Origin of the sequence: Thalassotalea sp. G2M2-11 (assembly GCF_017168195.1) — a bacterium.
Classification (GTDB): domain Bacteria; phylum Pseudomonadota; class Gammaproteobacteria; order Enterobacterales; family Alteromonadaceae; genus Thalassotalea_E.
Window position 1 is genome coordinate 46,861 of sequence record NZ_JADNYL010000001.1, and the last position, 24,850, is coordinate 71,710.

The following is a 24,850-nucleotide window of genomic DNA, read 5'->3' on the forward strand; positions in this document are numbered from 1 at the left end:
TAGTGATTATACAGCTAATTATATCGTAAAAATGTAATTTTGAATGAATAACCTTACATTAAATATGTTTAATGTAAGGTTGTCTTGCTATTCAATACCGCTATGACGAAGTAAGGCGTTTATCTGTGGTTCTCTTCCCCGGAAGTTTTTGAATAATTCACTGGGCTCCTGTGAACCGCCTTTTTCTAGAATATAGGTTAAAAAGTCTTGTCCGACTGCTTGGTTAAAGATGCCTTGTTCTTCAAAACGAGAAAATGCATCGGCGGATAACACTTCAGCCCATTTATAACTGTAGTAGCCGGCAGCATAACCACCACCAAAAATATGACCAAAGCTGTGTTGAAAGCGATTAAAATCGGCCGCTTCGACTACGGCATAATCGTTTCGAACTTGATCTAAAGTCGCTTGAATATAGTGCTTATTATCATTGCTTGGAGAATAATTCGCGTGCATTTTGAAATCAAACAATGAAAACTCTAATTGACGCAACATTTGCATGGCCGACTGAAAGTTTTTCGCGGCTAACATTTTATCTAACATTGCTTGTGGTAAGGGTTCATTGGTTTGGTAATGACCTGAGATAAACGCCAGTGCTTCAGGTTGCCAGCACCAGTTTTCTAAAAATTGGCTAGGTAGCTCTACAGCATCCCATGGCACGCCATCAATACCCGAAACACCACTGGCATTAATTTGCGTTAGCATATGGTGTAAACCATGCCCAAATTCATGGAATAATGTCACCACTTCATCATGGGTAAATAACGCGGGTTTATCACCGACAGGTGCATTGAAATTACAGGTCAGATAAGCGACAGGAAGTTGAATATCACCATTGGCAAGCTGACGGCGACCAACGCAGTCGTCCATCCAGGCACCGCCACGCTTTTTCGCACGTGCATAAAGATCAAGGTAAAAGCTGCCTCGTAATTCACCTTCTTGATCGAAGACGTCAAAAAATTTGACGTCTTGATGCCAAACATCGACACCCGTTTTTTCTGTGATGCGGATACCAAATAATCGATTAACTACCTCAAATAGTCCTGAGACCACCTTACTCTCGGGAAAATAGGGGCGCAGTTCCTCGTCAGAAATGGCATAACGGTGTTGTTTGAGCTTTTCGCTGTAATAAGGTAAGTCCCAAGGAGCGAGTTCATCACAATTAAAGTGCGATTTTGCAAAGGCTTTGACTTCATCTAAGTCAGATTGGCCTTGCTGTTTCGACTTATCGGCGAGTTGTTGTAAAAATGCTAATACTTGCTCAGGTGAATCCGCCATTTTTGTTGCCAATGATTTTTCGGCAAAGTTAGCAAAGTCTAATAAGTTGGCAAGCTCATGACGCAGTGCAAGTAATTCGTTCATGATAGCACTGTTATCATACTCACCTGCGTTAGGACCTAACTCAGATGCTCGGGTCACATAGGCACGATAGAGTTTTTCTCTTAATGCTTGATTATCACAATATAACATCACAGGTAAGTAACTTGGGATATCTAAGGTGAATAACCAACCGGTTAATTCTTGTTGCTGTGCTAACTGGGCAGCAGCGTCTTTTGCAGACTGTGGTAAACCGGATAGTTCCTGCTCATCGGTAATGTTGACGGTAAATGCATGAGTTGCATCAAGTAGGTTATTGCCAAAAGTTGAACTGAGTTCAGATAATCGTGTAGCTATTTCTCCGTAGCGCTGTTTTTTATCATCAGTAAGGGCAATACCAGATAATTTAAAATCACGTAACGCGTTATCTATGACTTTTTTCTGAGCGGTATTCAATTTATCGTACTCTGCACTATTGGCAAGTTGTTGATAAGCTTCAAATAACCCTTGATGTTGACCAACAAAAGTACTGTACTCTGACAACAAAGGTAAACAAGCTTCATATGCTGCTCTAAGTTCATCACTATTAACGACTGAGTTCATATGTGAAACAGGTGACCATAATTTGCCTAATGTATCATCGGCATCATCGATTGGCTCAACAAGGTTTTGCCAAGTATAGTGATGTTCATTTGATAGCACATCGAAAATCACTTTTTTACAGTGTTTAATTGCTTGTTCGACAGCTGGTTTAATGTGCTCAGGCTTAATGTCGGAAAACTTAGGTAACATACTTGGGGTTAATAGCGGATTGGTCATGAGCATCGATTTGTTAATAAATGTATTCTATAGATGTATGACCAAGGGGGACATTATTCAAGTTTGTTTAATAAATATCTTCACCACATTAAGTGTTAATATTATGTAAAATCATGGTTTGTATAGATTTTTTCATTATTTAGATTTAGAAAATTCAGGAGTTGCATTATACTTGGTTTAGTGCTGAACGAGGTTTTTATGGGTAATTTTGTCATACGTAATCTGTTAGTCATACTGATAAGTGGCTTATTAGTGTTATCTAATACGTTTGCACATGCAGATGATATATTTTTAAAGCATTTATCAGTAAATGAGGGATTATCACAAACAACCGTCAATGATATCTTTCATGATAATGAAGGTTATATGTGGGTCAGCACCGAGAATGGCGTTAATCTATATGACGGTTATCGCTTTAGGGTGTTGCCAGGTTTAGATGAGTCTTTTTTAACGAATGCCTTTTTTAAGGTCACTCAAGATAAGCAAAGTTTGATCTGGTTGATCGCTGCCCATGGCTTGTTTACCTATGATAAGAAAACCGATCAATATCAACATATTTTAAAGCACGCACCAGAAAAAAAAGAATATTACATCATTGATGTTGTTACCGGCAATGATCAGCAAATGTGGATTGCCTCGACTAAAACTGTAATGAGCTATGACAAGCTAACAGGGCAAGTCAAAACACTGATGGACTTGTCTGATGTTTTAGAAGGCAATGAGCGGATATTTGAATTATTCCATCATGAAAAGTTTTTATATGTTGCTACTCGTGATGGCGTATATGTGTTAAATACTGATACAGGGCAATGGAAAAAACTCACCAGTATCAATGACAACAATTTGGTTAAGAAAGAAGCTGATCTAGATAAAATATTTAATGTTTATGTTTCCAAACAACACCAGCTTTACTTAGGTACGTATGCTGGCATATATGCGCTAGATGTCGTGAACATTGAGAGTTTCATTGCCGGTGATGCCCAGTTAACCAATTACCAGTTAATTGATAAAAACATTGAAAGCTGGAATTTTCATGGCACCGAAGATGACTTATACATTGGTCATTATGGGGGGCTATCAAAAATTGATTTAACCACGAATCGCGCCGAACGAATCTTAGCGTTTAATGACGCATTTGAAGATGTCAATAATAACACTGTTAAGGCGGTATCTCATGATAATCAAGGAGGGATTTGGTTAGGTTCAGAAGCAACAGGCGTGTATAAATGGGACCCTAATTTAAGCATGGTCTCTCACTTACGTTATCGTAAATCAGACCCCAATCGTTTATCCAATAATATGATTTGGTCGATTGAAAAAAGTAAACAAGATGATGATTTAGTGTGGATTGCCACTAATAATGGGTTAAATGAGTGGCAAATATCGTCGAATAATATTTCACGTTACTTGGTCAACCCTGAGCTTAAAAACGATAATTCTATCAGTAATATTTTTCAATTACAGGAAGACAGTAAACAGCGTTTATGGTTGTTAACGACGAAAGGGGTTCAATTATTTGATATTCAGTCCAAGCAACTCATTAAGCCTGACTTTAATGAACAAATGCTCGAATTTCTTGCCAATGATCAATACTTATTTTTTGTTGATGACGATGATTATGCGTGGAGTCGAACACTTAAAGAATTCAAACGCATCAATTTAATCACTGGTGAGATTGATGAGCTGAAAGAGCTTGAAGCGGATTTTCCTGATGAAGATATTGCATATGTATTGGGTTTTTTACCTAATAGTAAAGAAATGCTGTTATCAACCTCTAACTCGCTGATTTCATTTGATATTGAAACCAGAAAGACTCGCTTGCTTTATCGCAACCATGATATGAGTGAAAATACTTACGCTTATATTGATAGTTGGGTCATAGATAAACAGAATGTATTTTGGTTGGCGTTTCCTTCTGTCGGATTAGTTGGCTTAGATGCCGATACCTTCACAGTCAAGTACGAGTTTACTCATAAGAATAGTGATATTGATCATAACGTCTATAACCTTATGATGGATACTGATGGCGATATATGGTTTTCGAGTCATAATGGTATTTATTTTTTAAACCGACAAACCTTGCATATTCGCAACTTTAATGTTGCCGATGGGTTTAGTGCTCGAGAGTTTAATGGTACTGCAGCCGAACGTATTTCAGATAATTTGTTTGCTTTTGGTTCGATAAATGGCGTGTCGTTATTTGATCCTATCCAATTAAAGCAACAAGATCAGGATGATGACTTTAAGGTCTATGCGACCAATGTTGAAGTGTTGTCTCGAGATATTCCACTACCCTTTATTATTGATAGTAGCCAGCCGATCGAATTAAATTATGACGATGTCGGTATACGTTTTGATTTCTCCGCGCTTAATTATAAACATAGTGATTTAGAGTATAGCTATCAGCTCGCAGGCAGTAGCGATGTAAAATTCCCAGATACTAAAAATAACTACATACGCTTTCCCAGCTTACCTTCTGGTAAGCACACTTTGTCGGTGAGAGTGCGTTCACCTTTTAGCGGAGAATATTCACCCCCCACTGATATTCATATTAATGTCAGCTATGCGCCATGGGCGTCCCCGTTTGCCTATTTTATTTACAGCGTCATTATTATTTTGAGTATTTGGCTGTGGTTAGCGCGCAGACGCAAGTTTACTCAGCAGTTAGTGTCGGCCCATGATGAAGTACAATTTAGGGAACAACGCTTATCGCTAGCTTTGCGCGGTAGTAACAGTGATGTTTGGGATTGGCTCGCGAAAGATAACGAGTTATTTGGTCGCCGAGCATCAGAAGAATTAGGATATGAAAACTTATCTGAAAGCTATAGCTTTGACCAACATATAGAGTTAATTCATGAGGGCGATCGGGAAGCATTTGTTCATCAGTGGCATATGTTCCTTGACGCGGCGGATACCGAGAATAACTTCTCTTGTACTTATCGCTTAAGGGCGGCAGATGGAGAATGGTTTTGGTATAAAGATCTGGGTAAAATTGTTGACGTTGATCAGTATGGTAAGCCGCAAAGGGTGACTGGTTCGTACACTAATATCACTCAGTCAAAAGCTGAATCTGAGCGTGCACAATATTATGGTGAAGCGTTTAAGCAAACCACTGACTGGGTCTTGATTATCAGTGATAACTTCTCTCGAGTAATCGCTAATGATTCATTAAAAGAGGTGTTTGGTTGGCGTAAAGATGATATGTCTTTTGATGATAGTATTTTTGGTTTAAATAAGCAGCGTCGCACTTTTTATATGAAGCTGTTTAGCTCCTTAAAAGAAGGAGAGCATTGGCGTGGCGAAGAGTTAGTACAAACCCATTCAGGCCAAGAATATCATGTGCTATTAAATATTAGTGTTAATCGTAGTGAAACCACTAATTCTACTCATTATGTGTGTATTCTTACCGATATTACTGCGCAAAAATCAGCGGAGAAAGAGCTACGTTATTTGGCAAATTACGACCATCTTACCGGCTTGCCAAATCGTTCGTTATTGTTAGAGCGAATCAAGCATGGTATGGACGGCTCTAAGCGAATTAAACAGTCTTTAGCGTTATTTTTCATTGATTTAGACCGATTTAAGCAAGTAAATGACAGTTTAGGTCATGATCATGGCGATCTGTTATTGCAAGAATTAACCGCTCGGCTGAAATCCATTGTCCGTGCTGATGATACCGTTGCCCGATTGGGAGGGGATGAGTTTGTTATTCTGCTCGAATCATTTAAGAACAATTCATATCTAGGAAAAATTGCCCAAAAAGTTATTGAAGTGGTAGGCGAACCCGTTGATCTGAAAGGAAATGTGGTGAGTGTCGGCGCGAGTATCGGTATTGCAGTGTTCCCTGATGATGCGACTGATTCTGATGAATTACTGAAAAATGCCGATGTAGCTATGTATCATGCAAAACAGTTAGGTCGCAATACCTTCCAATTTTTCACCCCAAGAATGAACGTTGAAGCAAATCAAAGGTTGCATGCTGAGTCGACTATTAAACAAGCCCATGAGCAGGGTGAATTTATCAATTATTATCAGCCTGTTGTTGATTCTGCTAGTGGTAAGGCAAAAGGGGTTGAATTACTGTTACGTTGGCAACAAGGGGATAAGCTTGTTTCCCCAGGTGAGTTTATTCCTATTGCAGAAGAAATCGGCCTTATTATCGGCATGACTGAGAAAGCGCTGGAACGGGGCTTGAGTGATTTAACCCATTGGTTGACCATTCGTGAGAATTTTTATCTTTCAGTTAATATTTCAGCTGTGCATTTTGGTAAGGATAACTTTGTACCATTTCTTACCGAAATTTTGGCTAAGTACAATATTCCGTCTCATTTATTAAAGCTTGAAGTGACAGAAAGTACGTTGATTAAAAACCCTGAAGCAGTTATCGAACAAATGACGGATCTTGCTAAATTAGGAGTTGCTTTATCGCTTGATGATTTTGGCACGGGTTTCTCGTCATTAAATTATTTAAAACAATTACCACTCGATGTTATCAAAATAGATCGCAGTTTTGTCGCTGGTATTGGCCAAGACTCTGCCGATGAAGCAATTGTTGAGGCAACACTAGTTCTGGCGAATAAGTTATGCATGGGCTGTGTAGCCGAAGGTGTTGAGTCAGAAGAACAACTCAGTTATCTTGCTGAACGAGAGTGTTACTCCATTCAAGGTTTTCTATATAGTAAGCCCGTAGACGCTGAAACCATTAGTCATTTCCTTAGAGAAGATAAAGTTGAAATTAAGGTAGCTGATAATAGTTAACTAAAAAGAAAAGTTTATTTGCTGAACTTGAAACGCTAGTAAACCACTCTTATATCTTAATTAACATATTTCAAGGATCTTTCAGTATGACTCAACATTTTGATTTTCTCGCTATCGGTGCAGGTAGTGGTGGTATCGCTTCGGCTAATCGCGCGGCAAAACTTGGTAAAAAGGCGGCGGTGATTGAAGCCAAGCACATTGGCGGTACTTGTGTGAATGTCGGATGTGTGCCGAAAAAAGCCATGTGGTACGCCGGACAAATTGCTGATGCCTTACACTATGCGCCTGATTATGGTTTTAAGGCTCCGCTACAGCAATTTGATTGGTCAACCTTGGTCAAAAATAGAGAAGCCTATATCGAACGTATTCACGCTGCTTATCAGCGAGGGTTTACTGCCAACCAAGTCACGGTTATCCAGGGTTTTGCTAAATTTGTCAATAAACACACGGTTGAAGTTAACGGTGAACAGATAACTGCAGATCATATTGTGATTGCAACGGGTGGTCGTCCCAGTATTCCTAATATTGAAGGCGCAGAGTATGGCATTGATTCTGATGGTTTTTTTGCATTAACTGAACAACCAAAGTCGGTTGCGGTAGTAGGCGCTGGTTACATTGCAGTTGAACTTGCAGGCGTATTAAATGCTTTGGGCAGTGAAGCTCATTTAATCGTGCGCAAGGAAAAACCCTTGCGTGGTTTTGATGAGATGTTATCTGATACCTTAGTGGAACAAATGGCTAAACATGGTCCTGAGCTTCATACCCACAGTATACCTAAGCGTGTTGAAAAACATGACAATGGTCAACTCACTATCCATTTAGAAAATGGCCAATCGATTGGCCCTGTAGATAGCTTGATTTGGGCGATTGGGCGAGAGCCTGCGACAGACAATATCAACATCGCAGCAACAGGTATAGAATTAGATCCAAGAGGTTTTATACCGACTGATAAATATCAAAATACCGACGTGGATGGTATCTATGCCGTGGGTGATAACACCGGTCGTGCACAATTAACGCCTGTTGCCGTTGCTGCCGGACGGCGTTTATGTGAGCGTTTATTTAATAACAAACCGTACGAGCATTTAGATTATAGTAATATTGCAACCGTAGTATTTAGTCATCCTGTTATTGGGACTGTGGGCTTAACTGAGCAAGAAGCACTTGCACAATATGGCGCGCAACAAGTCAAGGTCTATAACTCTCAGTTTACCGCACTCTATCAAGCCATTACCGAAGATTATCGCGATCCTACTCGCATGAAACTTGTCTGTGTGGGTAAAGAAGAGAAAGTCGTTGGTTTACACGCTATTGGATTTGGTAGTGATGAACTATTACAAGGCTTTGCCGTTGCCATGAAAATGGGAGCAACGAAAGCTGATTTTGATAATACCGTGGCAATTCACCCAACTTCGGCAGAAGAATTTGTCACCATGTAGGCGTATTGACCCTAACTTGGCACAACCTATTTAAGATATTGTTTTGAACAGCTCTCGTTGCTGTAATAAATATGTGTGTGATTTATAACGGACTTGTTGAGAATTAGTCTATCAGGGTAACGCTTGCATAATTTTTTGCTAAGATAGTCACTGTTATTTAGGTGTGTAATTAAAGGTAGTTAAGTGATCAAAGGTATTTTATTAAGCATTGCATTGTTAGTATCGTTACAGCCACTCGCGGCTGAAATGAAGGGGGAGTATATTCAGCCTAATAATTATACGCCCAAAGTGCGTGTAGAGACTTCGATGGGTTACTTTATCATTGAACTTGATCGCTTAAGAGCGCAGCACACGGTGGATAATTTCTTGGGCTATGTGTCACGTGGTCAGTTTGACAATACCATGTTTCATCGAGTGGAAGAGGGCTACTTGATCCAAGCCGGTGGTTACATGACCAACTACAGCGAAATTGAACCTGATGCGCCTATTTTCAATGAGTCTGGCAATGGTTTAAAAAATCAAATCGGCACGATTGCCATGGCAAAACAACTCAGTGGTGCCCATTCAGCCACGAGTCAATTTTTCATTAATGTGAATGACAATACGCATTTAAACCCGGGTAATTCGTGGGGGTACGCGGTTTTTGGCAAAGTGGTCAAAGGCTATGATGTTGTTGAAGCTATCTCGCAAGTGAAGGTGGGTTATAGTGAGCAGCTTGGTTACCCGACCGTACCTAAACAAATGATCACCATTATAAAAATGGTGATCTTAGATGAAGAACAATAGATTACAGATTAAAACATAATTTGTTATTTCTTTAAGCAGTTATTTGGCTAGCTATAATGGACATAAGTGTTGTGTCTGTTGTTAGCTAGCTATGCTTAATTACCTTGTGTGTTCGACAATAAATTGTTTGATTTCTAGGTTTAATAACGTTGGCTGATCGAGCGGCGTTGCGTGATATGAATCTGGGATTATCACTAATTTTGCACGTTGGATTTTTTGGCTGTAATCGACTTTGTCTTGCACAGGGGTGTAATCCTTATCTCCGGTAATAACTAATACTGGCATGGTGAGCCGATGAAGCTTTTCCATCACACTCCAGCCAAGAAATGAACGTAATGAGCGAATGTATGCAGACTTTGTCATCATCATAAGGGAATATAAATATTGTTTTTTAAGGTGCTGTTGATCTGATTTTGGGAATAGTTTTTTCGCAATCACATTACCTAGGCGCGGCAACCCTAATATATTGATAATAGCGAGTCGCATCCATACGGTCAGTTTCATCGCGATTGTATTGTATGGGATAGCTGGCGCTGAATTAATAATGGTTAATGTTTTAATATTTTCAGGTTGATCTACAGAGAGTTGAAAAGCGATCATCCCTCCCATTGAAAAGCCAACTAGATGATAGTTTTTGATATTGAGCAGTGTGAGCAACTGTGAAATATCCTGAGCAAATAACGGGATAGTGTATTTTCCATCAGGCTTTTCAGTTAACCCATGTCCTCTACAGTCAATCGATATGACACGGTATCTTTTAGAGAAATAAGCTATTTGGTAATGCCAATCTTGTGCGCATGAACCTAGTCCATGCAGTAATACCATGGGCTCACCTGAGCCAGATTCTTGGTAATACATTTTGATGTTATTTACTGTGCAATGAGGCAAAACTTTTTCTCACTTACTTTATCTGTATATATCTACAAAATACGGAATATAAATTCCGTTGTCAAATGTCGGTTTATTGCTTAGTTAATGCTGTAACTGTTCATTTTATCCATTTTTATACTAAATTTAGTATTTTCATTTATCTTGTGTATTTGGTTAGTGAGTAGAGATTAGAGTTTAATTACTTGCAATCGGAATATTGATTCCGTATATTTGTATTGTTGAAAAAACAAACAGCCTGTTTCAGGTGACCGCAATACCGATAATAAATAAAAAAATATAATGACTAAAAAGGCATGCTTATGAACACTTTACATCACAAACTCGGGTTAATATCTGCCGCCGTATTGAGCGCAATTGTCAGCAGTACTGTTCAAGCGAACGAGACAGAACAGCCAATAGTGGAAAATAAGTCAAAACTGGAACGAATTGAAGTAACTGCACGTCGTACGGTAGAAAACTTACAAGAAGTACCCGTTTCTTTAGTGTCGCTAGGAGCGACCGAAATGGCGGAAAAAGGTATTACGGTCATTACGGATATTCAACAATACGTGCCCAATACTACTTTACAGGTTAGTAGAGGTAGTAATAGTACATTAACCGCATACATTCGGGGCATTGGTCAACAAGACCCGCTTTGGGGATATGAACCAGGGGTTGGTATTTATATCGATGATATTTATATGGCACGCCCACAAGGTGCAGTTTTAGATATTTTTGATGTTGAGCGCGTAGAAGTACTACGTGGCCCCCAAGGCACACTGTACGGTAAAAATACCATAGGTGGAGCCGTAAAGTACGTGACTAAAGAGATGTCTGGTGATGCAGAGTTTGCTGCTTCAGCTACTGTCGGAAACTATGGACGCAAAGATATCAAACTCTCAGGTCAATTACCTATTATCGAAGATAAACTCTATATCGGTGCTGCAATAGCAAATTTAACCCGAGATGGTTTTGGTAAATTTAGAAATAACGACGAAGATAATTATCACAAAGATGTCTTCGCCAGCCGATTGAAAATAGCCTTCAGACCAACGGAAGACTTATCGTTTAAGTTTAGTTACGACAATACCCAAGATGACTCAAATGCCAAGGGCGGCTATCGAATGTCTCCCAGTCGACTCACTGGTCAACAACCTTATGACAATGTCTATGATTCTGATATCAGCGTGCCGGTAGAAGGAATGGTTGAATTATCGGGAATGTCGCTAATCATTGATTGGGATCTATCAGATGCTCTTAGCTTTAAGTCGGTAACAGCAAAGAGAGAGGGTGATACGCTAGCGAGCATTGATTTTGATAATACCGCGTTAAAGTCTTTTGATGTGCCCGGTATATTTGATGATGAACAATTTACTCAAGAATTCCAATTAAGCTATAGGGTAAATGGTTTAAGTGCTGTTGGTGGTGTTTATTATTACGACGGTGATGCTTGTGGAACTTTTGACGTGCAACTTGAAGTTCTTGGCCAGATTTTAGGCGCTCCAGGCTTGACCTCTGAAAATGGAGGTTGTACGAATACTGAAAGTCTTTCTGCCTACGGACAAACATCGTTTGATTTAGATGATCATTGGTCTATGACCTTAGGTGCACGTTATACCAGTGATGAAAAATCTGCAGATGGCTATAAATACACATTTTATCAAACCGCTTTTCCTGGCGATGTTGATAAAGGGTTAGCCATGGCAATTAACCCTGATAATACTTTCGCCAATGATGAATCATGGACGCATTTTTCCCCGAGAGTGGGTGTTGAGTATAAGCCAAATGACAATTTAATGTATTACGCGTCTTACACCAATGGCTTTAAATCTGGTGGTTTTAATATGCGAGCTGATATAGGTGCTGATCCCAGTGCCGATCAACCTTATGATCCTGAAATTGTTGATACAATTGAGCTAGGATTTAAAAGTGAACCAACGGTTGATTTACGTGTGAATGCGGCAATATTCTCGTCAGATTATAGTGATATGCAAGTGACGGTACAGCGAGCCGTTAGTGAAGGTCAGTTTGTTGCGCGTGTGCTTAATGCGGGCGAGGCAAAAATAAAAGGGCTGGAATTCGAGAGTATTTATGCCGCCACCGATAATTTAAATATAAATTTAAGTATTGGTTATATCGATGCTGAATTTGTTGAATTTTTAGATGCCTCACCAACAGGTGAAGTGATTAATAAGGCCGATCAGTATGTGGTTTCTAATACGCCAGATTGGAGCATCAACTTAGGGGCAAACTACAGTTTTGTTGCCGATATTGGAGATTTTGTTGTTAATACCAGCCTTGCCTATCGTGGTGATAGCCACATGTATGAAACTCCGTCAGCGATTGATCAAAAAGCTTACACCTTAGTGAATGCCGGGGTTACTTTTTACCACAGTGATGGTCATTGGACGGCAGCATTAAAAGTGAATAACGTATTAGATAAAGAATATCGCGTGGCGGGTTATAATTTTGCGCCAACGTTAAGTCTTGAAGAGGTGCTAGTGGGTTACTATGGTGATCCACAAACCGTGGCGTTTACGTTAGGCTATCAGTTCTGATTTTTGAACAAACCTAGAGATGAATAAATAACCTGAAGTTTTGCTGCGGCGGCTTCAGGTTATTTAGTACTAGCACCTAAGTAGTTGATAAACACACGGGTCAATTCATTTTTTAAGCTTGTTTGAGACAAACCACCCAATGAACCAGTAATGGTATGTTGGTTTAATATACCTAATACCATATGAGCAACCGAGCTGATTGCTTGTTCAGGTTTGGGGTGTGATATCTCAGATAATCGCGCTTTCAGTAAAGTAGCCAGTTGTTCTCCAATAAACTCGTTAAGCTGGTGAACTTGATCCCTAAATTTAGGATCTCTGGATGCTTTAAGAATCATTGCACGTAAGGTGCCTGCTCGACCTTTATGTAATTCGACTAAGGTGCTGATAAATTTTTGGGCGATTTGAGCTATCGATTTTCCTTGCCACTTTTCAGGCGCTAATATATTGATGATAGTCGCTTCTGATTGTGTAAAAAAACGTTGAAGTAATAACAGCGATAAGGTCTCTTTGTCACTTAACAGTCGATAAAAAGTACCCACGGATGAATCAGCTTCTCTTGCAATTTGAGCAACACCAGCCTCTTCGAAACGATTTTCTGCTAATAATCTTTCGCCAGTCGTCAAAAAACGATTTAACGCTTCCTGGCTCCTAGTTTGCTTTGGTTCTGGTACGTTCACTAACGCTTTAAAAATTGACGTCATTCAATAACCATTCTCGAAAAAATAAGCAGAAAATAGAGTTAATAGCTTATCGTATTTTCGGTAAGTTATCTATGATAAACACAGTAAATATAGAGCATAACGTAATGAATAAAATAAATAATTTTGAATTTGTATCATTGAGAACTATTTATATTTTATTGATTACTGCGCGTGTTCAGAAAGGTAATTTTTTGCTTGTTCACTAAAGATAAGTAGTTCACTTGCTTGAGATAAATAGTCTTTGTCTATCAGTTTGTGATCATACTTAATCAGTAACTCGCTGATCATACTGGCTTCATAAATATAACAGGCGATAGGGTTTTGTGGAAAAAGCGTCTTTAAAGTGGAAGCTTGATGAATTTTTGATTGAAGTGCTAGCGCTGATAATATGCTTGGCGGAAATTGCCAGTGTTTAGCGGTTAAATACGTTATTCGCTTAGCATGAGAGATCATAAGCTCTTTAAACGCTAATGAATTAGGTTGGTAATCAGGGTGTACATAAGAAAAAGCCTGCGTTAACAGTTGATAAATAATCATTTCTCCTAAATTAGAAATTAAACCAATCAAGTAGCCTGTGGCGGCAGACGATTTATCATTGGATGCTAATATTAATTGTTTGGCGATATTGGCGGTGGATAAACTGTGTTGCCAAATTTTACTACCGTATTGGCGAAAATAGGCTTGTGATTGCGGTGTAAACTGGCTAACAAAACCGTTTAGAACACCTTCAATTAGTCCATTTACCCCTAGAAGCATAAAAGCTGATTTTAAATCGGTGATCTCTTTTTCTGACTTATTGTAATAAGCGGAGTTGGCTAATTCGATCACTTTCGCGGCGATGGCTGGCTCTAATTCAATTAAATTAATGATCAAATTTGCATCAAACTCTTCATTATTTAGCTGAGTTAACATATTACCTAATGAAGCGGGAAGGGCAGGAAGTGTCGATAATATCTGATTAGGTTCACTGATTAATTCATTAATTTTATTGGCAACGTAAAGCGATAATTCATCATGTGCTTGTTCTGAAGATGATTCGCCAAAGAGGTAATCATAAAATGCTTGCTGATGGTGATGCTCATCAACGATTTTATTTGTCTTTGGGGGAGTGGTTAATTGTTTTTGAAAGGCGCTAATTTCTTGCTCTTGTCGCTGCTTTGTTGGTGTATTATTGTCTTCATAATAAAAATAGTTTGTTTGAGAATCTTCTGTCGAAAAGATTTTTTTTATTACATCTAAAAACATAGCAATATAAACACATAGGGTTTGCTATGAGTATAGCTGAGATAATGACTGATGTTTTAATGAAGCTTGATGTATATCATGATATTTCAATTTACTGGCATATTTACTGAGTTTTTTGAGGTTTTGTCCAAAATATTAGATGGGTTCAACTTTACAACCTCCCCATAACACCCGTTATTTAAGGCTTATGTTTTTTTGTTATTTACAGGTTTCATATTACTTTAAAAATATTTTAATAATAGGGTGGTAATGGCAAAAAATTCTGGTAATCTCTTACACCCTTGGACAAAATATTCGGACGTTATTTGTTCAATAGCTGCAATGTGAAAAATTTTTATTCACATATTTAAAATTAGAATAATAACAGTGTAAAAAGGATTTTTTCTTACCTTTTTTTCCTAATAAACAGTAGTTTAACTACATAAGTCACCGTAAAGATGAAAATTCTTTATGGGCTTTAGTGATGCTTTTCAACATAGTTATCCACAGGCTTGACGTCTTTTTGGGTATAAAACTATTTTTCAATATGGAGAGAAGCCGCTGAATATGTCATGCTAGCGCTAATTTTTTCGTAAAGGTTTTTATTCATGTCGGATACCTCATTATCACCATTAATTTTAGTTGATGGTTCTTCTTATTTATTTCGTGCTTACCATGTGCCTTATTTGCAAGCACTTTCTACTGCCGATGGTCAACCTACTGGTGCTATTACGGGTGTATTGAATATGATCCGTAGCCTGAAGAAAGATTACCCCAATGGCAATATTGTGGTGGTTTTTGATGCCAAAGGTAAAACATTCAGAAATGATATGTATCCTGAATATAAAGCCAATCGTCCACCGATGCCTGATGACTTACGAAGCCAAATAGCTCCTTTGCATGACATTATTCGTGCGATGGGTTTGCCATTGTTAGTGATTGAAGGTGTTGAAGCAGACGATGTGATTGGTACATTATCGCACCAGGCAACACAAATGGGTATTGAAACGGTTATTTCTACCGGCGATAAAGACATGGCTCAATTAGTGAATGAGCACGTGCGCTTAATTAATACCATGACCAATGTAGAAATGGATGTTGCTGGCGTGATCGAAAAATTTGGTATTCGTCCTGATCAAATCATTGATTATTTAGCCTTGATGGGGGACAAAGTTGATAATATCCCTGGTGTGGAAAAATGTGGCCCTAAAACAGCGGTAAAATGGCTGTTAGCGCATGAAACCTTAGATAACGTGATTGCCAATGCCGATTCCGTTAAAGGCAAAATAGGTGAAAACTTACGAAAAGCGCTTGAGCAATTACCGCTTTCTTACCAACTAGCGACTATTAAATTAGATGTAGAGCTAGATCTTTCTGTAGAGCAATTATTACCTAAAGACCCCGATGTTAGTAAGCTAACCGAGCTTTACCAAGCGTATGAATTAAGACGTTTACTTGCCGATTTACAATCGGGTGCGCAAAACACTGAGACTGACACTGAGCAAAAAGTAGTTGAGAAGAATACTGCGCCTGAAGAGGTGGATTATCAAATTGTTTATACAGAAGATGAGTTCAACGAATGGTTAACCAAGTTATCGCAAGCATCGCTTTTTGCCTTTGATACCGAAACAACCAGCCTTGCTTATATGGAAGCAGAACTGGTGGGCCTATCGTTTGCTATTGAACCGGGAAAGGCGGCTTATGTACCGCTTGCTCATGATTATCCCGATGCACCAGCACAATTATCGGTTGATTGGGTATTGGCTCAATTAAAGCCTTTGTTAGAGAACGCAGAATTAGCAAAAGTGGGGCAAAATTTAAAGTATGACGCCAATGTGTTAAGCCGTTATGGCATTGAATTACAGGGTATTTATTTTGATACTATGCTCGAATCCTATTGCTTAAATAGTGTGGCAACACGCCATAATATGGATGCGTTAGCCGAGAAATTTCTCGACTATAAAACGGTGCATTTTGAAGAAATTGCTGGTAAAGGCGCCAAGCAATTAACGTTTAACCAAATTGAAGTTGAAAAAGCCGGCCATTATGCTGCTGAAGATGCCGATATTACCTTACGTTTACATCAGGCCATTTATCCACAGCTTGAGCAACGTAAAGGGCAGTTATCTGTGTTTCATAACATTGAGATGCCTTTGCTGAGTGTACTTGCTCGCATGGAACAGCAAGGGGTGTTAATTGACTCTGATATGTTGGCAGAACAAAGCCAAAGCATAGGTGCTCGTTTACAAGAGTTAGAAGTACAAGCCCATAATATTGCAGGGCAAAGTTTCAATTTAGGCTCTCCTAAACAACTGCAGAAAATACTATTTGAAGAACTTAACATTCCAGTCATTAAAAAAACGCCTAAAGGAGCACCTTCTACTGCTGAAGAAGTATTGCAAGAGCTAGCGTTAGATTACCCGTTACCGAAAGTGATTTTAGAGAATCGTGGGTTGAGTAAATTAAAATCTACCTATACTGATAAACTACCCTTAATGGTTGATCGCACAACAGGGCGAGTGCATACCTCATATCATCAAGCCGTTGCCGCCACAGGCAGATTATCGTCAACCGATCCTAATTTACAAAATATTCCAATTCGTAGTGAAGAAGGTCGTAAGATACGTCATGCCTTTATTGCGCCGAAAGATCATAAAATTGTTGCCATTGATTATTCTCAAATCGAATTACGTATTATGGCGCATTTATCCGATGATCCAGGCTTGCTTGATGCTTTTTCACAAGGCAAAGATGTTCACCAAGCAACGGCGGCAGAAATTTTTTCTGTTGAGCTTGAGCAGGTAACCAGTGATCAGCGTCGTAGTGCTAAAGCGATAAACTTTGGTTTGATTTATGGCATGTCTGCTTTTGGTTTAGCGAAACAGTTAGGCATTGCCCGAAATAAAGCGCAGCAATATATGGATACTTACTTTGAACGTTATCCTCGTATTCATAGTTATATGGAAGAAACGCGCCAAAAAGCGACAGAGCAGGGCTATGTTGAAACCCTATTTGGTCGTCGCTTGTATTTACCTGAAATTAAATCAAAAAATGCGATGCGTCGAAAAGGGGCTGAACGTGCTGCGATTAATGCACCAATGCAAGGCACAGCGGCAGATATCATTAAAAAAGCCATGCTGGCTGTTGATCAATGGATAGTAGAGCAAGATGATCCGCGTATTAAAATGACCATGCAAGTACACGATGAACTCATTTTTGAAATTCATCAGGACATTGTTGAATCGGTGACTGAAAAACTGGTGGAGATCATGAATAACGCGGTGGAGCTAAATGTGCCGCTAATTGCCGAAGCTGGTATTGGTGATAATTGGGAACAAGCACACTAGCTTGTCGTAGACAATTAACTACGTAATGACAAAACTCAGTGCAATTAACACTGAGTTTTTTTTATTAGTATGAAAGAAAGATACAACAAAGTCGCTTAGTGTTAGCAGATTTATTTGTTGTCGCTCACAGTTGATCAGGCAGCTTAAACAATGTGTGCGTCCTTCAGATGAATATCTATCTGTTTTGTTTAGCTAAATTAGTTAAATTAAGGTTGGATATTAGTAAGAATTTTAAGTGGTTCCTTGATATGAGTTAATTAATAGCGCATGAGATAGTTTAACTTGTTGTAAGTTTTAACTTTTCTGGTAGTTTAAATAAAAACTGGTAGATGTGTATTACTAAGACATCTACATAATATACTGTTAGCTGTTTTTCAAAGTTACGTTGATTAAATTAATAAAGGAGATTCAATCATGGAAAATAATCAATCAAGTAAACCTATTTTAACCTTTTTAGTTCCATTCTTAATCGCATATTTGGGGTCAAAAGGTATATTTTATTATTTCTCGTTTGAGTACGCTTTATTTTCTGACGCATTTGATTTACAAAAATTACTTATCGACCTTGGTGTTTTTGTAGGGTTATTTTACATAGGTACTATTCTGGCTAAATCTTTTATAAGCAATAGAACTAAGCCTGTACAATAAACAGCTAACAAGCCATTACAGTAACGGGACTGCTAACAGCTTGCTCGGTTCCGCTTCGCTTCACATTTTAGCAAGCATTACTCAGCCGTTTAACGCGGCGTTATACGTTTATCGAACTATGAATTTAATTAAACAGGTTTTACTCTTAACGGTTTTAACTGTGGGCTGTTCTGATCCTGACGAAGTTATATTAGAAGTCATTCCTCAAATTTCAAAAGATACAAAGTTTACATTAAAAGAAAGAGGATACCCCAGTAAACCATTATATAGCGGAAAACTGGGAAGATTTGCTGAATGTTTAAAAGGTTATAGAGGAATTACCCACAGAAATACTAAACAAAAAGGGAGAAGTGTTAGACAAGAGCTATGGATATCAGAAACTACATTTATTGATATTGTTAGTATCAACGGTGAAGTTTTTTATTTCACGGTAGATATAGTAAAAACAGAAGATAAAAAATCACTAGATAGCCGTACATATTCTGTTAATTGTAATTTATCATTACTTGACGTTGCAGCTTCTGAGTAAAAACGTATAACAAGAACATCAAACGGGAAAAACAGTTGGCTTTTGCTCCTGCGTCGCTATTTTAGCCAACAATTATTTGCCTCTGAATGAGGCGTTAGAAGTTCTATATGAAAAGGGGTGGCGGTGGTAACTTTTTAGTTTCCAAAGAAAGCTTTAAGATTATTCACCATAAACTTTATAGGTAAACAAGGAGAGTTTTGTGCTCGGTATTATTTTAGTTTCAATAGTATTATTTTTCGTAATAAACAGTTTTATTGCAATTAAAGCTACATTCAAAGATATTTTGTTCTTCTTAGCTATTCCTTTTATCGTTCTAATTGCCACACGTTTATTACTTCGGATTACAGAACTAGATGCAACAATCAATCTAATTATATTATTGTCCATTATTCTGGTAACTATATTTTATGTCTTTGTGCGTTCTAAAGCTAAATTTGAGCTCTCAAATAAACATGCCGTGATTGTATCAATTGTTTATTTTTTCAGTTTATGGGCTTCAGAGATTATTACAGGCTTAACTATGTCATTAATATTTACCTAAAAAGGGTAATGATGAATGTGACGTCTAAAGCTTGGCTGTCGCTCGTTCCTCGCTAATTTTAGCCAAGCATTTATGCGCCCTATATTACGGCGTTAAGTTTATTTAATATAGTGTTTACTTTAAGCTTCTATAATCATGAAAAAGGACTATCAGATGACAAACCTTAAACTAATTACCTCGTTAATCACTGTATCAGTAATTCTATCATTTAATTCTTTCAGTGCTTTAGCTAGTGATTGTTCAATTACTAGTAATTCAAAAGAGTCTGTTAAATGTCTGCAAAGAAAGATATCAAAGCTTGAAAATCAACTCGAGCAAAGAAAAAAATTTCAAGTAGTTTTACCTAAGGGAGCAATTGTAGACTTTAACGCTAAAAATTGTCCAAACGGTTGGAGTGAATATCAAGATAATCAAAATGGCATTGTTAACCTAAATATAAATAAAGACATAATTAAGTGTCAAAAATCATAAACATAACAAGGTAATAAAGAGCGGGACTGCTAACAGTTTGCTCGGTTCCGCTTCGCTGCACATTTTAACCAACTGATACATGCCCATTATTTAGGCATTATATGGCAAAGGAGTCGGCCAACATGTTTGATACTTTCCGAGACGAGAACTCTATTAAAGCAATTGCTACTTCAATGCCGAAGAAGCTTGTAAAAAATTTTGATAAAAAAGAGTTTTATACTTCAGAAGAGGTAGATAGTATTTTTTCAGAAGTGTTCGAAAGCAATAAGAATATTCAGTACGCATATGCAATGTTTTGTTCACCTAAAGATTTTATGAACATCGCTCAATCAATGGAGTTTAGTTCTTCATATTCTGATTTGCGTATAGCAATTGCAGATAAATGTTTTGATGGTTGGCCTCGCTTTAATTTTGAATCACTATTGAATTTAAAAAGTGGTTCATCAAGGTCTGAACTCGTTAATGAAATTACGGATATTGGGCTTGATTTACTTGGTGGTAGTTAGCTATATAACAAGCGCATTAATGAAATGAATGTCTAAAGTTTGGCTGGTGCTCATTCTTCGTTAATAATGGTCAAGCTTATTACGCGAATTATTAGGGCGATTGGTTTTTTTTTGAGAACTCGAAACAAGAGTGAACTTGCTTTGTGGCAAAGTCGTAAAGATCATGCAAAGTTATATTTTTATGGAGTGGTCATGAATAGAATTAATCCAGCGAAGTTGCACAACAGTAAGTGGACGGCGGTGAGTCCATTGAATCGAGAAAAGCATTTTCTCGTGTCAGAGGTAGAGTTTGACGAAGACGGTTCAGTTTTGGGGTGTAAAGTTGAAGCGGTGCTTTCAAACAAAGAGTACTTAATTGATTGGGTGGAACTTAAAGATCAAGGAAAATGGCTCCAAGGTTGGAAATAACGAACATTAAGACAACACATCTAACAAGCGAATTTAAGTAAATTCGCACGCTTGGCTTTCTGGGTTTGCAGTGGTTTTGAGTGTGTAAGGTAATATGCTGCGGATTGGTTTGTGCGTTGTTCTCTACTTAGTTAAGCGTTAGGCATACATCACTAAATGAGGTTATGGAGGATTAATGAAAAAGTACGAATATAAAATTATAGATACTCGAGATGTCGAATCAGCAGGGCTATTTAAAGGAAGAAAACGTGAAGATGTTGAAGCCTACCTAAACTCTCTTGGAACGAAGGGCTGGGAACTTGTGAATGTTGATTTCCGTGAGCTCGAAGGTGGATTGGAATTTGCTGGAGTCATGAAAAAAGAAGTTTAGGTAGCTATAGACTTTAAATGCCTAATAAGACACCTAGACCGGATAAATAACAGTTGGCATTTGTTTACTGCATCGCTTATTTTGAGCTTGCCGATTTTGTTGCCTCAGAGAGTGGTGGCTAACTAACAAGTTTGTAAAGTAATGGGGCGTATGATGCTCACCAGAGGAAGGAGTCTTGATTGAACTTTAATAAAAAGAATTTAGAAGACGCTGTAAATGAAAATATTATTTCATTAGAGCAGTCTGAAAAACTTATTGAATTTTTAAATAGACAACCAAACGCTGGTCCTAAATTTGATTTTACACACGTTCTTTATTACATAGGCGGAATGATTGCAATTGGAGCAATGACGCTTTTTATGAACTTAGGGTGGGAGTCTTTCGGAGGAATAGGAATATTATTTATTTCTTTATTTTATGCTGTCGTCGGATTAAAACTGACTAATATTTTCAAATTTAAAGGGTTAGCAATTCCTGCTGGTATTTGTGGAACTTTTGTTATCGCGTTAACTCCGTTAGCCGTGTATGGTTTGCAACATGCACTAGGTGTTTGGCCTGATGAAAGTGTTTATCGCGAATATCATCGATACATTAAGTGGCATTGGCTATATATGGAATTAAGTACGCTAGCTGTAGGTATCATCATTGCTTGGAGATACAAATACCCTTTCTTAGTCATGCCTATTGCAGTCACCCTCTGGTATTTAACAATGGATATCGCAGTGATGATCAATGAGGGCGACAATAGTTGGGAGCTCAGAAAATTAGTTTCTATGTATTCAGGGTTACTGATGATAGCTCTCGCTTTTTGGGTTGATATTAGATCGCATAATAAAGCGGACTATTCATTTTGGATCTATCTTTTTGGCGTTATTGCATTTTGGGGCGGAATGTCACTTCAACATTCAGATAGTGAATTGTCTAAGTTTATATATTTCACCATTAACCTTTTCATGATTTTTACAGGCGTTTTAATTGTAAGAAGGGTGTTTGTTGTATTTGGGGCGATAGGTTGTTCTGGTTACATCGGACATTTGGCATCAAATATATTTAAAGATAGTTGGTTATTTCCTATTACGTTAACACTGCTTGGATTGTTCGTGATTTATTTGGGAGTTCTTTGGCAAAAAAATGAATCTGTAATAACATCAAAAGCAAGAAGCTTTTTGCCAATAGCATTACGCAAATTATTAGAATCTAAGCATGCGTAATCGCATATAAAAAGCTGTTTAAGCGAACAAAATATACACATTTTAGCAAATTATTAATCAGCTCCTTAAATAGGCGTTAAGCATTGTGAAAACGTACAATTTATATTTCGAGTTAAAAGAAACCGCTAGTGAGTCAGAGGTCTTGAAAATTGCCTCTGAATTTGCCAATGATTTACAGCTAAAAGGTGTAATTGACTCTTGGGCAATAAATGTTTTAACAAATGCCATTAGTTTCACTGAAATGCTCAAATACCATATGGCAATAGACTTTAAAGATGAAAGTCATATGGAGAGAGGTTTTGGTGAAGTGCGAAGCAAGTATATGAATGAAGAACCTCATTCCCAATTGATGTCATCGGTGTCAACATTCAAAGTAACATTTACAGAGCGGGTAAAAGAAGATTTAGTGCAATAACAAGGCATTTGTGATTAGTAACTTTCTTGGATTACTTTCTATGTATTACAACATCCAATTTTAATAAAGGCTGAGTGTCGCAAATAGCAAAGCAATTTTGGGGGAGACAAATGTCCACAAATGACGCATGCAGAAAATTTAGCTCTTAAACCTTTGTTAATTTAATGCCATCTCAATTACTATTTATAACTATCTCATTACCAAAGGGACATTCTAATTGCGACTTAAAACGGTTAGCTACATTTTTATACTTAGGTTTACCAAAGGTCTAGTATGGCAGCTCAATATATAAAAGCGTATATCATTCTTGTTTTTTTGCATTTTACATCGGTAAACGCCAAGGAGCTTAAATTTGATGAAACTAAGTTTAAAGAATCTTTAGCGCCTGCTATCCAATTTAGAGACCATAGCGCAGTATTTCAATTACAAGATCGCATGAAGCGTTATGGTGCATCGGGTGTGAGTATTGCGATTGTCAAAAATAACGACCTTATTTTTACTAAAGCATATGGGTATATCGCAAAAAATAGTACAGTGCTCGTAAACGAACAAACATTGTTTCAAGCAGCTTCTATAAGTAAGCCAATAACTGCCCTAGGCATTATGCACCGGTTAGATGGCAAGAAACTCTCACTGGATGAGCCAATCAACAATTACCTGAATTCTTGGAAGTTTAATAAGGGAAAACCATTAACATTGCGCCAGTTATTGTCGCATACCGCGGGTGTTAACAATGCGTCTTATTCTGGATACGAACAAGGGGCAGAACTCCCTAATTTATTTGATATTCTAAATGGTATTGGAGAGTTAAAAGCTGTAAAAGTTGAATTGCCAATTGGCCAATATAATTACTCTGGCGGGGGGTACTCGTTATTGCAGTTAGTGATTGAGAACGTTTTCAAACAGTCTTTCTCTCAATTTATGCACTCAGAGCTTTTTAAAACGTTTAATGCTCCGCAAAGTCATTTTAAAATAATGGATCATTCTAGTAAATTTAATATCGCTAAAGGGCACGGTTATTCGGGGAATACATATCCATCTGGTTGGTTCAATTATCCTCAAAAAGCAGCTGCTGGGCTTTGGTCAACACCAACTGACATTGCGAACTTACTTATTGCTTATATGAAATCATATCAAGGTGTTGATTCCAAGATGATGTCTAAAGAGCAGGCAAAAGAAGTTGCGACCGTTGTTGAGTCAAAAATGGGTTTAGGTTTTGGTGTTCATGGTAAGGGAATTGATTTACATATTGACCACGCTGGTTGGAACAAAGGTTATAGGGCATATATGGTTGCTTTTCCAGAGTTAGGTGATGCGGTAGTGGTCATGGCAAATAGTAATTACAGTAACAGACTGATTGAAGAAATTATGCGTAGCGTCTCAGGCCAATTTGAATGGGATGCGTATAAAAGTACAAAGCTCACACTAGCAAATTGGAAAACATCGAAGTTTCAGGAGCTTGTTGGTAGTTATCGATTTTCTAAAGCAGGTTTTAGCGTTGAAATATATCAAGTCGATAATTATTTAGAATTAAAAACCCCCAGAGGTACAACACATCAATTGTATCCTATATCTAAAAACTCATTAGTTATGCTAGAAGATGGGGCAGTCATTAAGGTTTTAGAAAATGGTATTCTTAACTTTTGGGGAATGAACGCCCATAAGATCTAGGTTATTTTTTGTGGAAAACTATCCAATTATTGTAGCTTTAATACGATTATGTAATTTAATTACAAAAAGTGCTTTACATAGGATGAGTAATTACTCTATAATTCTAATCGTTCCTAAGCGAACGCTTGTTGTAATAATTTGTATATTCTAGCTTTCCTCATAGCTAATTAGCCGATAATTGTTTATCGGCTTTTTTTTGCCTGAAATTTAATGGCAATACTCTGTAATAAACTTACTTTAAATGACTCTTTGCCGGTGGCGTGA

The 24,850-nt window shown here is 37.8% G+C and carries 19 protein-coding genes; 15 read left to right on the forward strand and 4 right to left on the reverse strand.

The window, feature by feature from the left end; all coding sequences use genetic code 11:
• Positions 1 to 87: 87 nt before the first annotated feature.
• On the reverse strand, positions 88 to 2,133 hold the full coding sequence (gene prlC, locus IV514_RS00195) for an oligopeptidase A (RefSeq protein ID WP_206482902.1): 2,046 nt from the start codon (positions 2,131 to 2,133) through the stop codon (positions 88 to 90).
• A gap of 198 nt (positions 2,134 to 2,331) precedes the next feature.
• Between prlC and IV514_RS00200 the strand changes: the two genes are divergently transcribed.
• From IV514_RS00200 to IV514_RS00210, 3 genes are all read left to right on the forward strand, one after another.
• Positions 2,332 to 6,891, forward strand: coding sequence for an EAL domain-containing protein (locus IV514_RS00200; protein ID WP_206482903.1), 4,560 nt, complete (start codon positions 2,332 to 2,334; stop codon positions 6,889 to 6,891).
• A gap of 86 nt (positions 6,892 to 6,977) precedes the next feature.
• Positions 6,978 to 8,330 carry a glutathione-disulfide reductase gene (gene gorA, locus IV514_RS00205; RefSeq protein WP_206482905.1) on the forward strand — a complete coding sequence of 451 codons (1,353 nt, stop codon included), beginning with the start codon at positions 6,978 to 6,980 and terminating at the stop codon, positions 8,328 to 8,330.
• Between the two features lie 183 nt (positions 8,331 to 8,513).
• Complete coding sequence (locus tag IV514_RS00210) at positions 8,514 to 9,116, forward strand: peptidylprolyl isomerase (RefSeq protein WP_346776881.1); 603 nt, start codon at positions 8,514 to 8,516, stop codon at positions 9,114 to 9,116.
• Between the two features lie 99 nt (positions 9,117 to 9,215).
• On the opposite strand, the gene IV514_RS00215 is transcribed toward IV514_RS00210, so the two are convergent.
• Positions 9,216 to 10,004 carry an alpha/beta hydrolase gene (locus tag IV514_RS00215; protein ID WP_206482907.1) on the reverse strand — a complete coding sequence of 263 codons (789 nt, stop codon included), beginning with the start codon at positions 10,002 to 10,004 and terminating at the stop codon, positions 9,216 to 9,218.
• 302 nt (positions 10,005 to 10,306) lie between these two features.
• On the opposite strand from IV514_RS00215, the gene IV514_RS00220 reads away from it, so the two are divergent.
• Positions 10,307 to 12,544, forward strand: a complete 2,238-nt coding sequence (locus IV514_RS00220) for a TonB-dependent receptor (RefSeq protein ID WP_206482908.1) — start codon at positions 10,307 to 10,309, stop codon at positions 12,542 to 12,544.
• A 59-nt stretch (positions 12,545 to 12,603) separates the two neighbouring features.
• Here the strand turns inward: IV514_RS00220 and IV514_RS00225 are convergent, their stop codons facing one another.
• Complete coding sequence (locus IV514_RS00225; protein WP_206482909.1) at positions 12,604 to 13,245, reverse strand: TetR/AcrR family transcriptional regulator; 642 nt, start codon at positions 13,243 to 13,245, stop codon at positions 12,604 to 12,606.
• A gap of 162 nt (positions 13,246 to 13,407) precedes the next feature.
• Positions 13,408 to 14,490: an HDOD domain-containing protein gene (locus tag IV514_RS00230; RefSeq protein WP_206482910.1), complete on the reverse strand. Its 1,083-nt coding sequence runs from the start codon at positions 14,488 to 14,490 to the stop codon at positions 13,408 to 13,410.
• 587 nt (positions 14,491 to 15,077) lie between these two features.
• Between IV514_RS00230 and polA the strand changes: the two genes are divergently transcribed.
• From polA to IV514_RS00285, 11 genes are all read left to right on the forward strand, one after another.
• On the forward strand, positions 15,078 to 17,816 hold the full coding sequence (gene polA / locus IV514_RS00235; RefSeq protein ID WP_206482911.1) for a DNA polymerase I: 2,739 nt from the start codon (positions 15,078 to 15,080) through the stop codon (positions 17,814 to 17,816).
• A 414-nt stretch (positions 17,817 to 18,230) separates the two neighbouring features.
• Positions 18,231 to 18,464: a hypothetical protein gene (locus tag IV514_RS00240; RefSeq protein WP_206482913.1), complete on the forward strand. Its 234-nt coding sequence runs from the start codon at positions 18,231 to 18,233 to the stop codon at positions 18,462 to 18,464.
• A gap of 118 nt (positions 18,465 to 18,582) precedes the next feature.
• Positions 18,583 to 18,993 carry a hypothetical protein gene (locus IV514_RS00245; RefSeq protein ID WP_206482915.1) on the forward strand — a complete coding sequence of 137 codons (411 nt, stop codon included), beginning with the start codon at positions 18,583 to 18,585 and terminating at the stop codon, positions 18,991 to 18,993.
• A gap of 199 nt (positions 18,994 to 19,192) precedes the next feature.
• Positions 19,193 to 19,534, forward strand: coding sequence for a hypothetical protein (locus tag IV514_RS00250; protein ID WP_206482919.1), 342 nt, complete (start codon positions 19,193 to 19,195; stop codon positions 19,532 to 19,534).
• Positions 19,535 to 19,687: 153 nt separating this feature from the next.
• Positions 19,688 to 20,005, forward strand: coding sequence for a hypothetical protein (locus IV514_RS00255; RefSeq protein WP_206482921.1), 318 nt, complete (start codon positions 19,688 to 19,690; stop codon positions 20,003 to 20,005).
• 101 nt (positions 20,006 to 20,106) lie between these two features.
• Positions 20,107 to 20,511, forward strand: a complete 405-nt coding sequence (locus tag IV514_RS00260; RefSeq protein WP_206482922.1) for a DUF6559 family protein — start codon at positions 20,107 to 20,109, stop codon at positions 20,509 to 20,511.
• Positions 20,512 to 20,703: 192 nt separating this feature from the next.
• Positions 20,704 to 20,919: a TIGR02450 family Trp-rich protein gene (locus IV514_RS00265; protein WP_206482923.1), complete on the forward strand. Its 216-nt coding sequence runs from the start codon at positions 20,704 to 20,706 to the stop codon at positions 20,917 to 20,919.
• Between the two features lie 175 nt (positions 20,920 to 21,094).
• A complete protein-coding gene (locus IV514_RS00270) occupies positions 21,095 to 21,289 on the forward strand; it encodes a DUF4177 domain-containing protein (RefSeq protein ID WP_206482924.1) in 195 nt (64 codons plus the stop codon).
• Between the two features lie 179 nt (positions 21,290 to 21,468).
• Positions 21,469 to 22,500 (forward strand): DUF2157 domain-containing protein, encoded by a 1,032-nt coding sequence (locus IV514_RS00275; RefSeq protein ID WP_206482925.1) that lies wholly within the window; start codon positions 21,469 to 21,471, stop codon positions 22,498 to 22,500.
• Positions 22,501 to 22,585: 85 nt separating this feature from the next.
• Complete coding sequence (locus IV514_RS00280; protein WP_206482927.1) at positions 22,586 to 22,915, forward strand: DUF6614 family protein; 330 nt, start codon at positions 22,586 to 22,588, stop codon at positions 22,913 to 22,915.
• Positions 22,916 to 23,188: 273 nt separating this feature from the next.
• A complete protein-coding gene (locus tag IV514_RS00285) occupies positions 23,189 to 24,586 on the forward strand; it encodes a serine hydrolase domain-containing protein (protein ID WP_206482928.1) in 1,398 nt (465 codons plus the stop codon).
• Positions 24,587 to 24,850 lie beyond the last annotated feature (264 nt).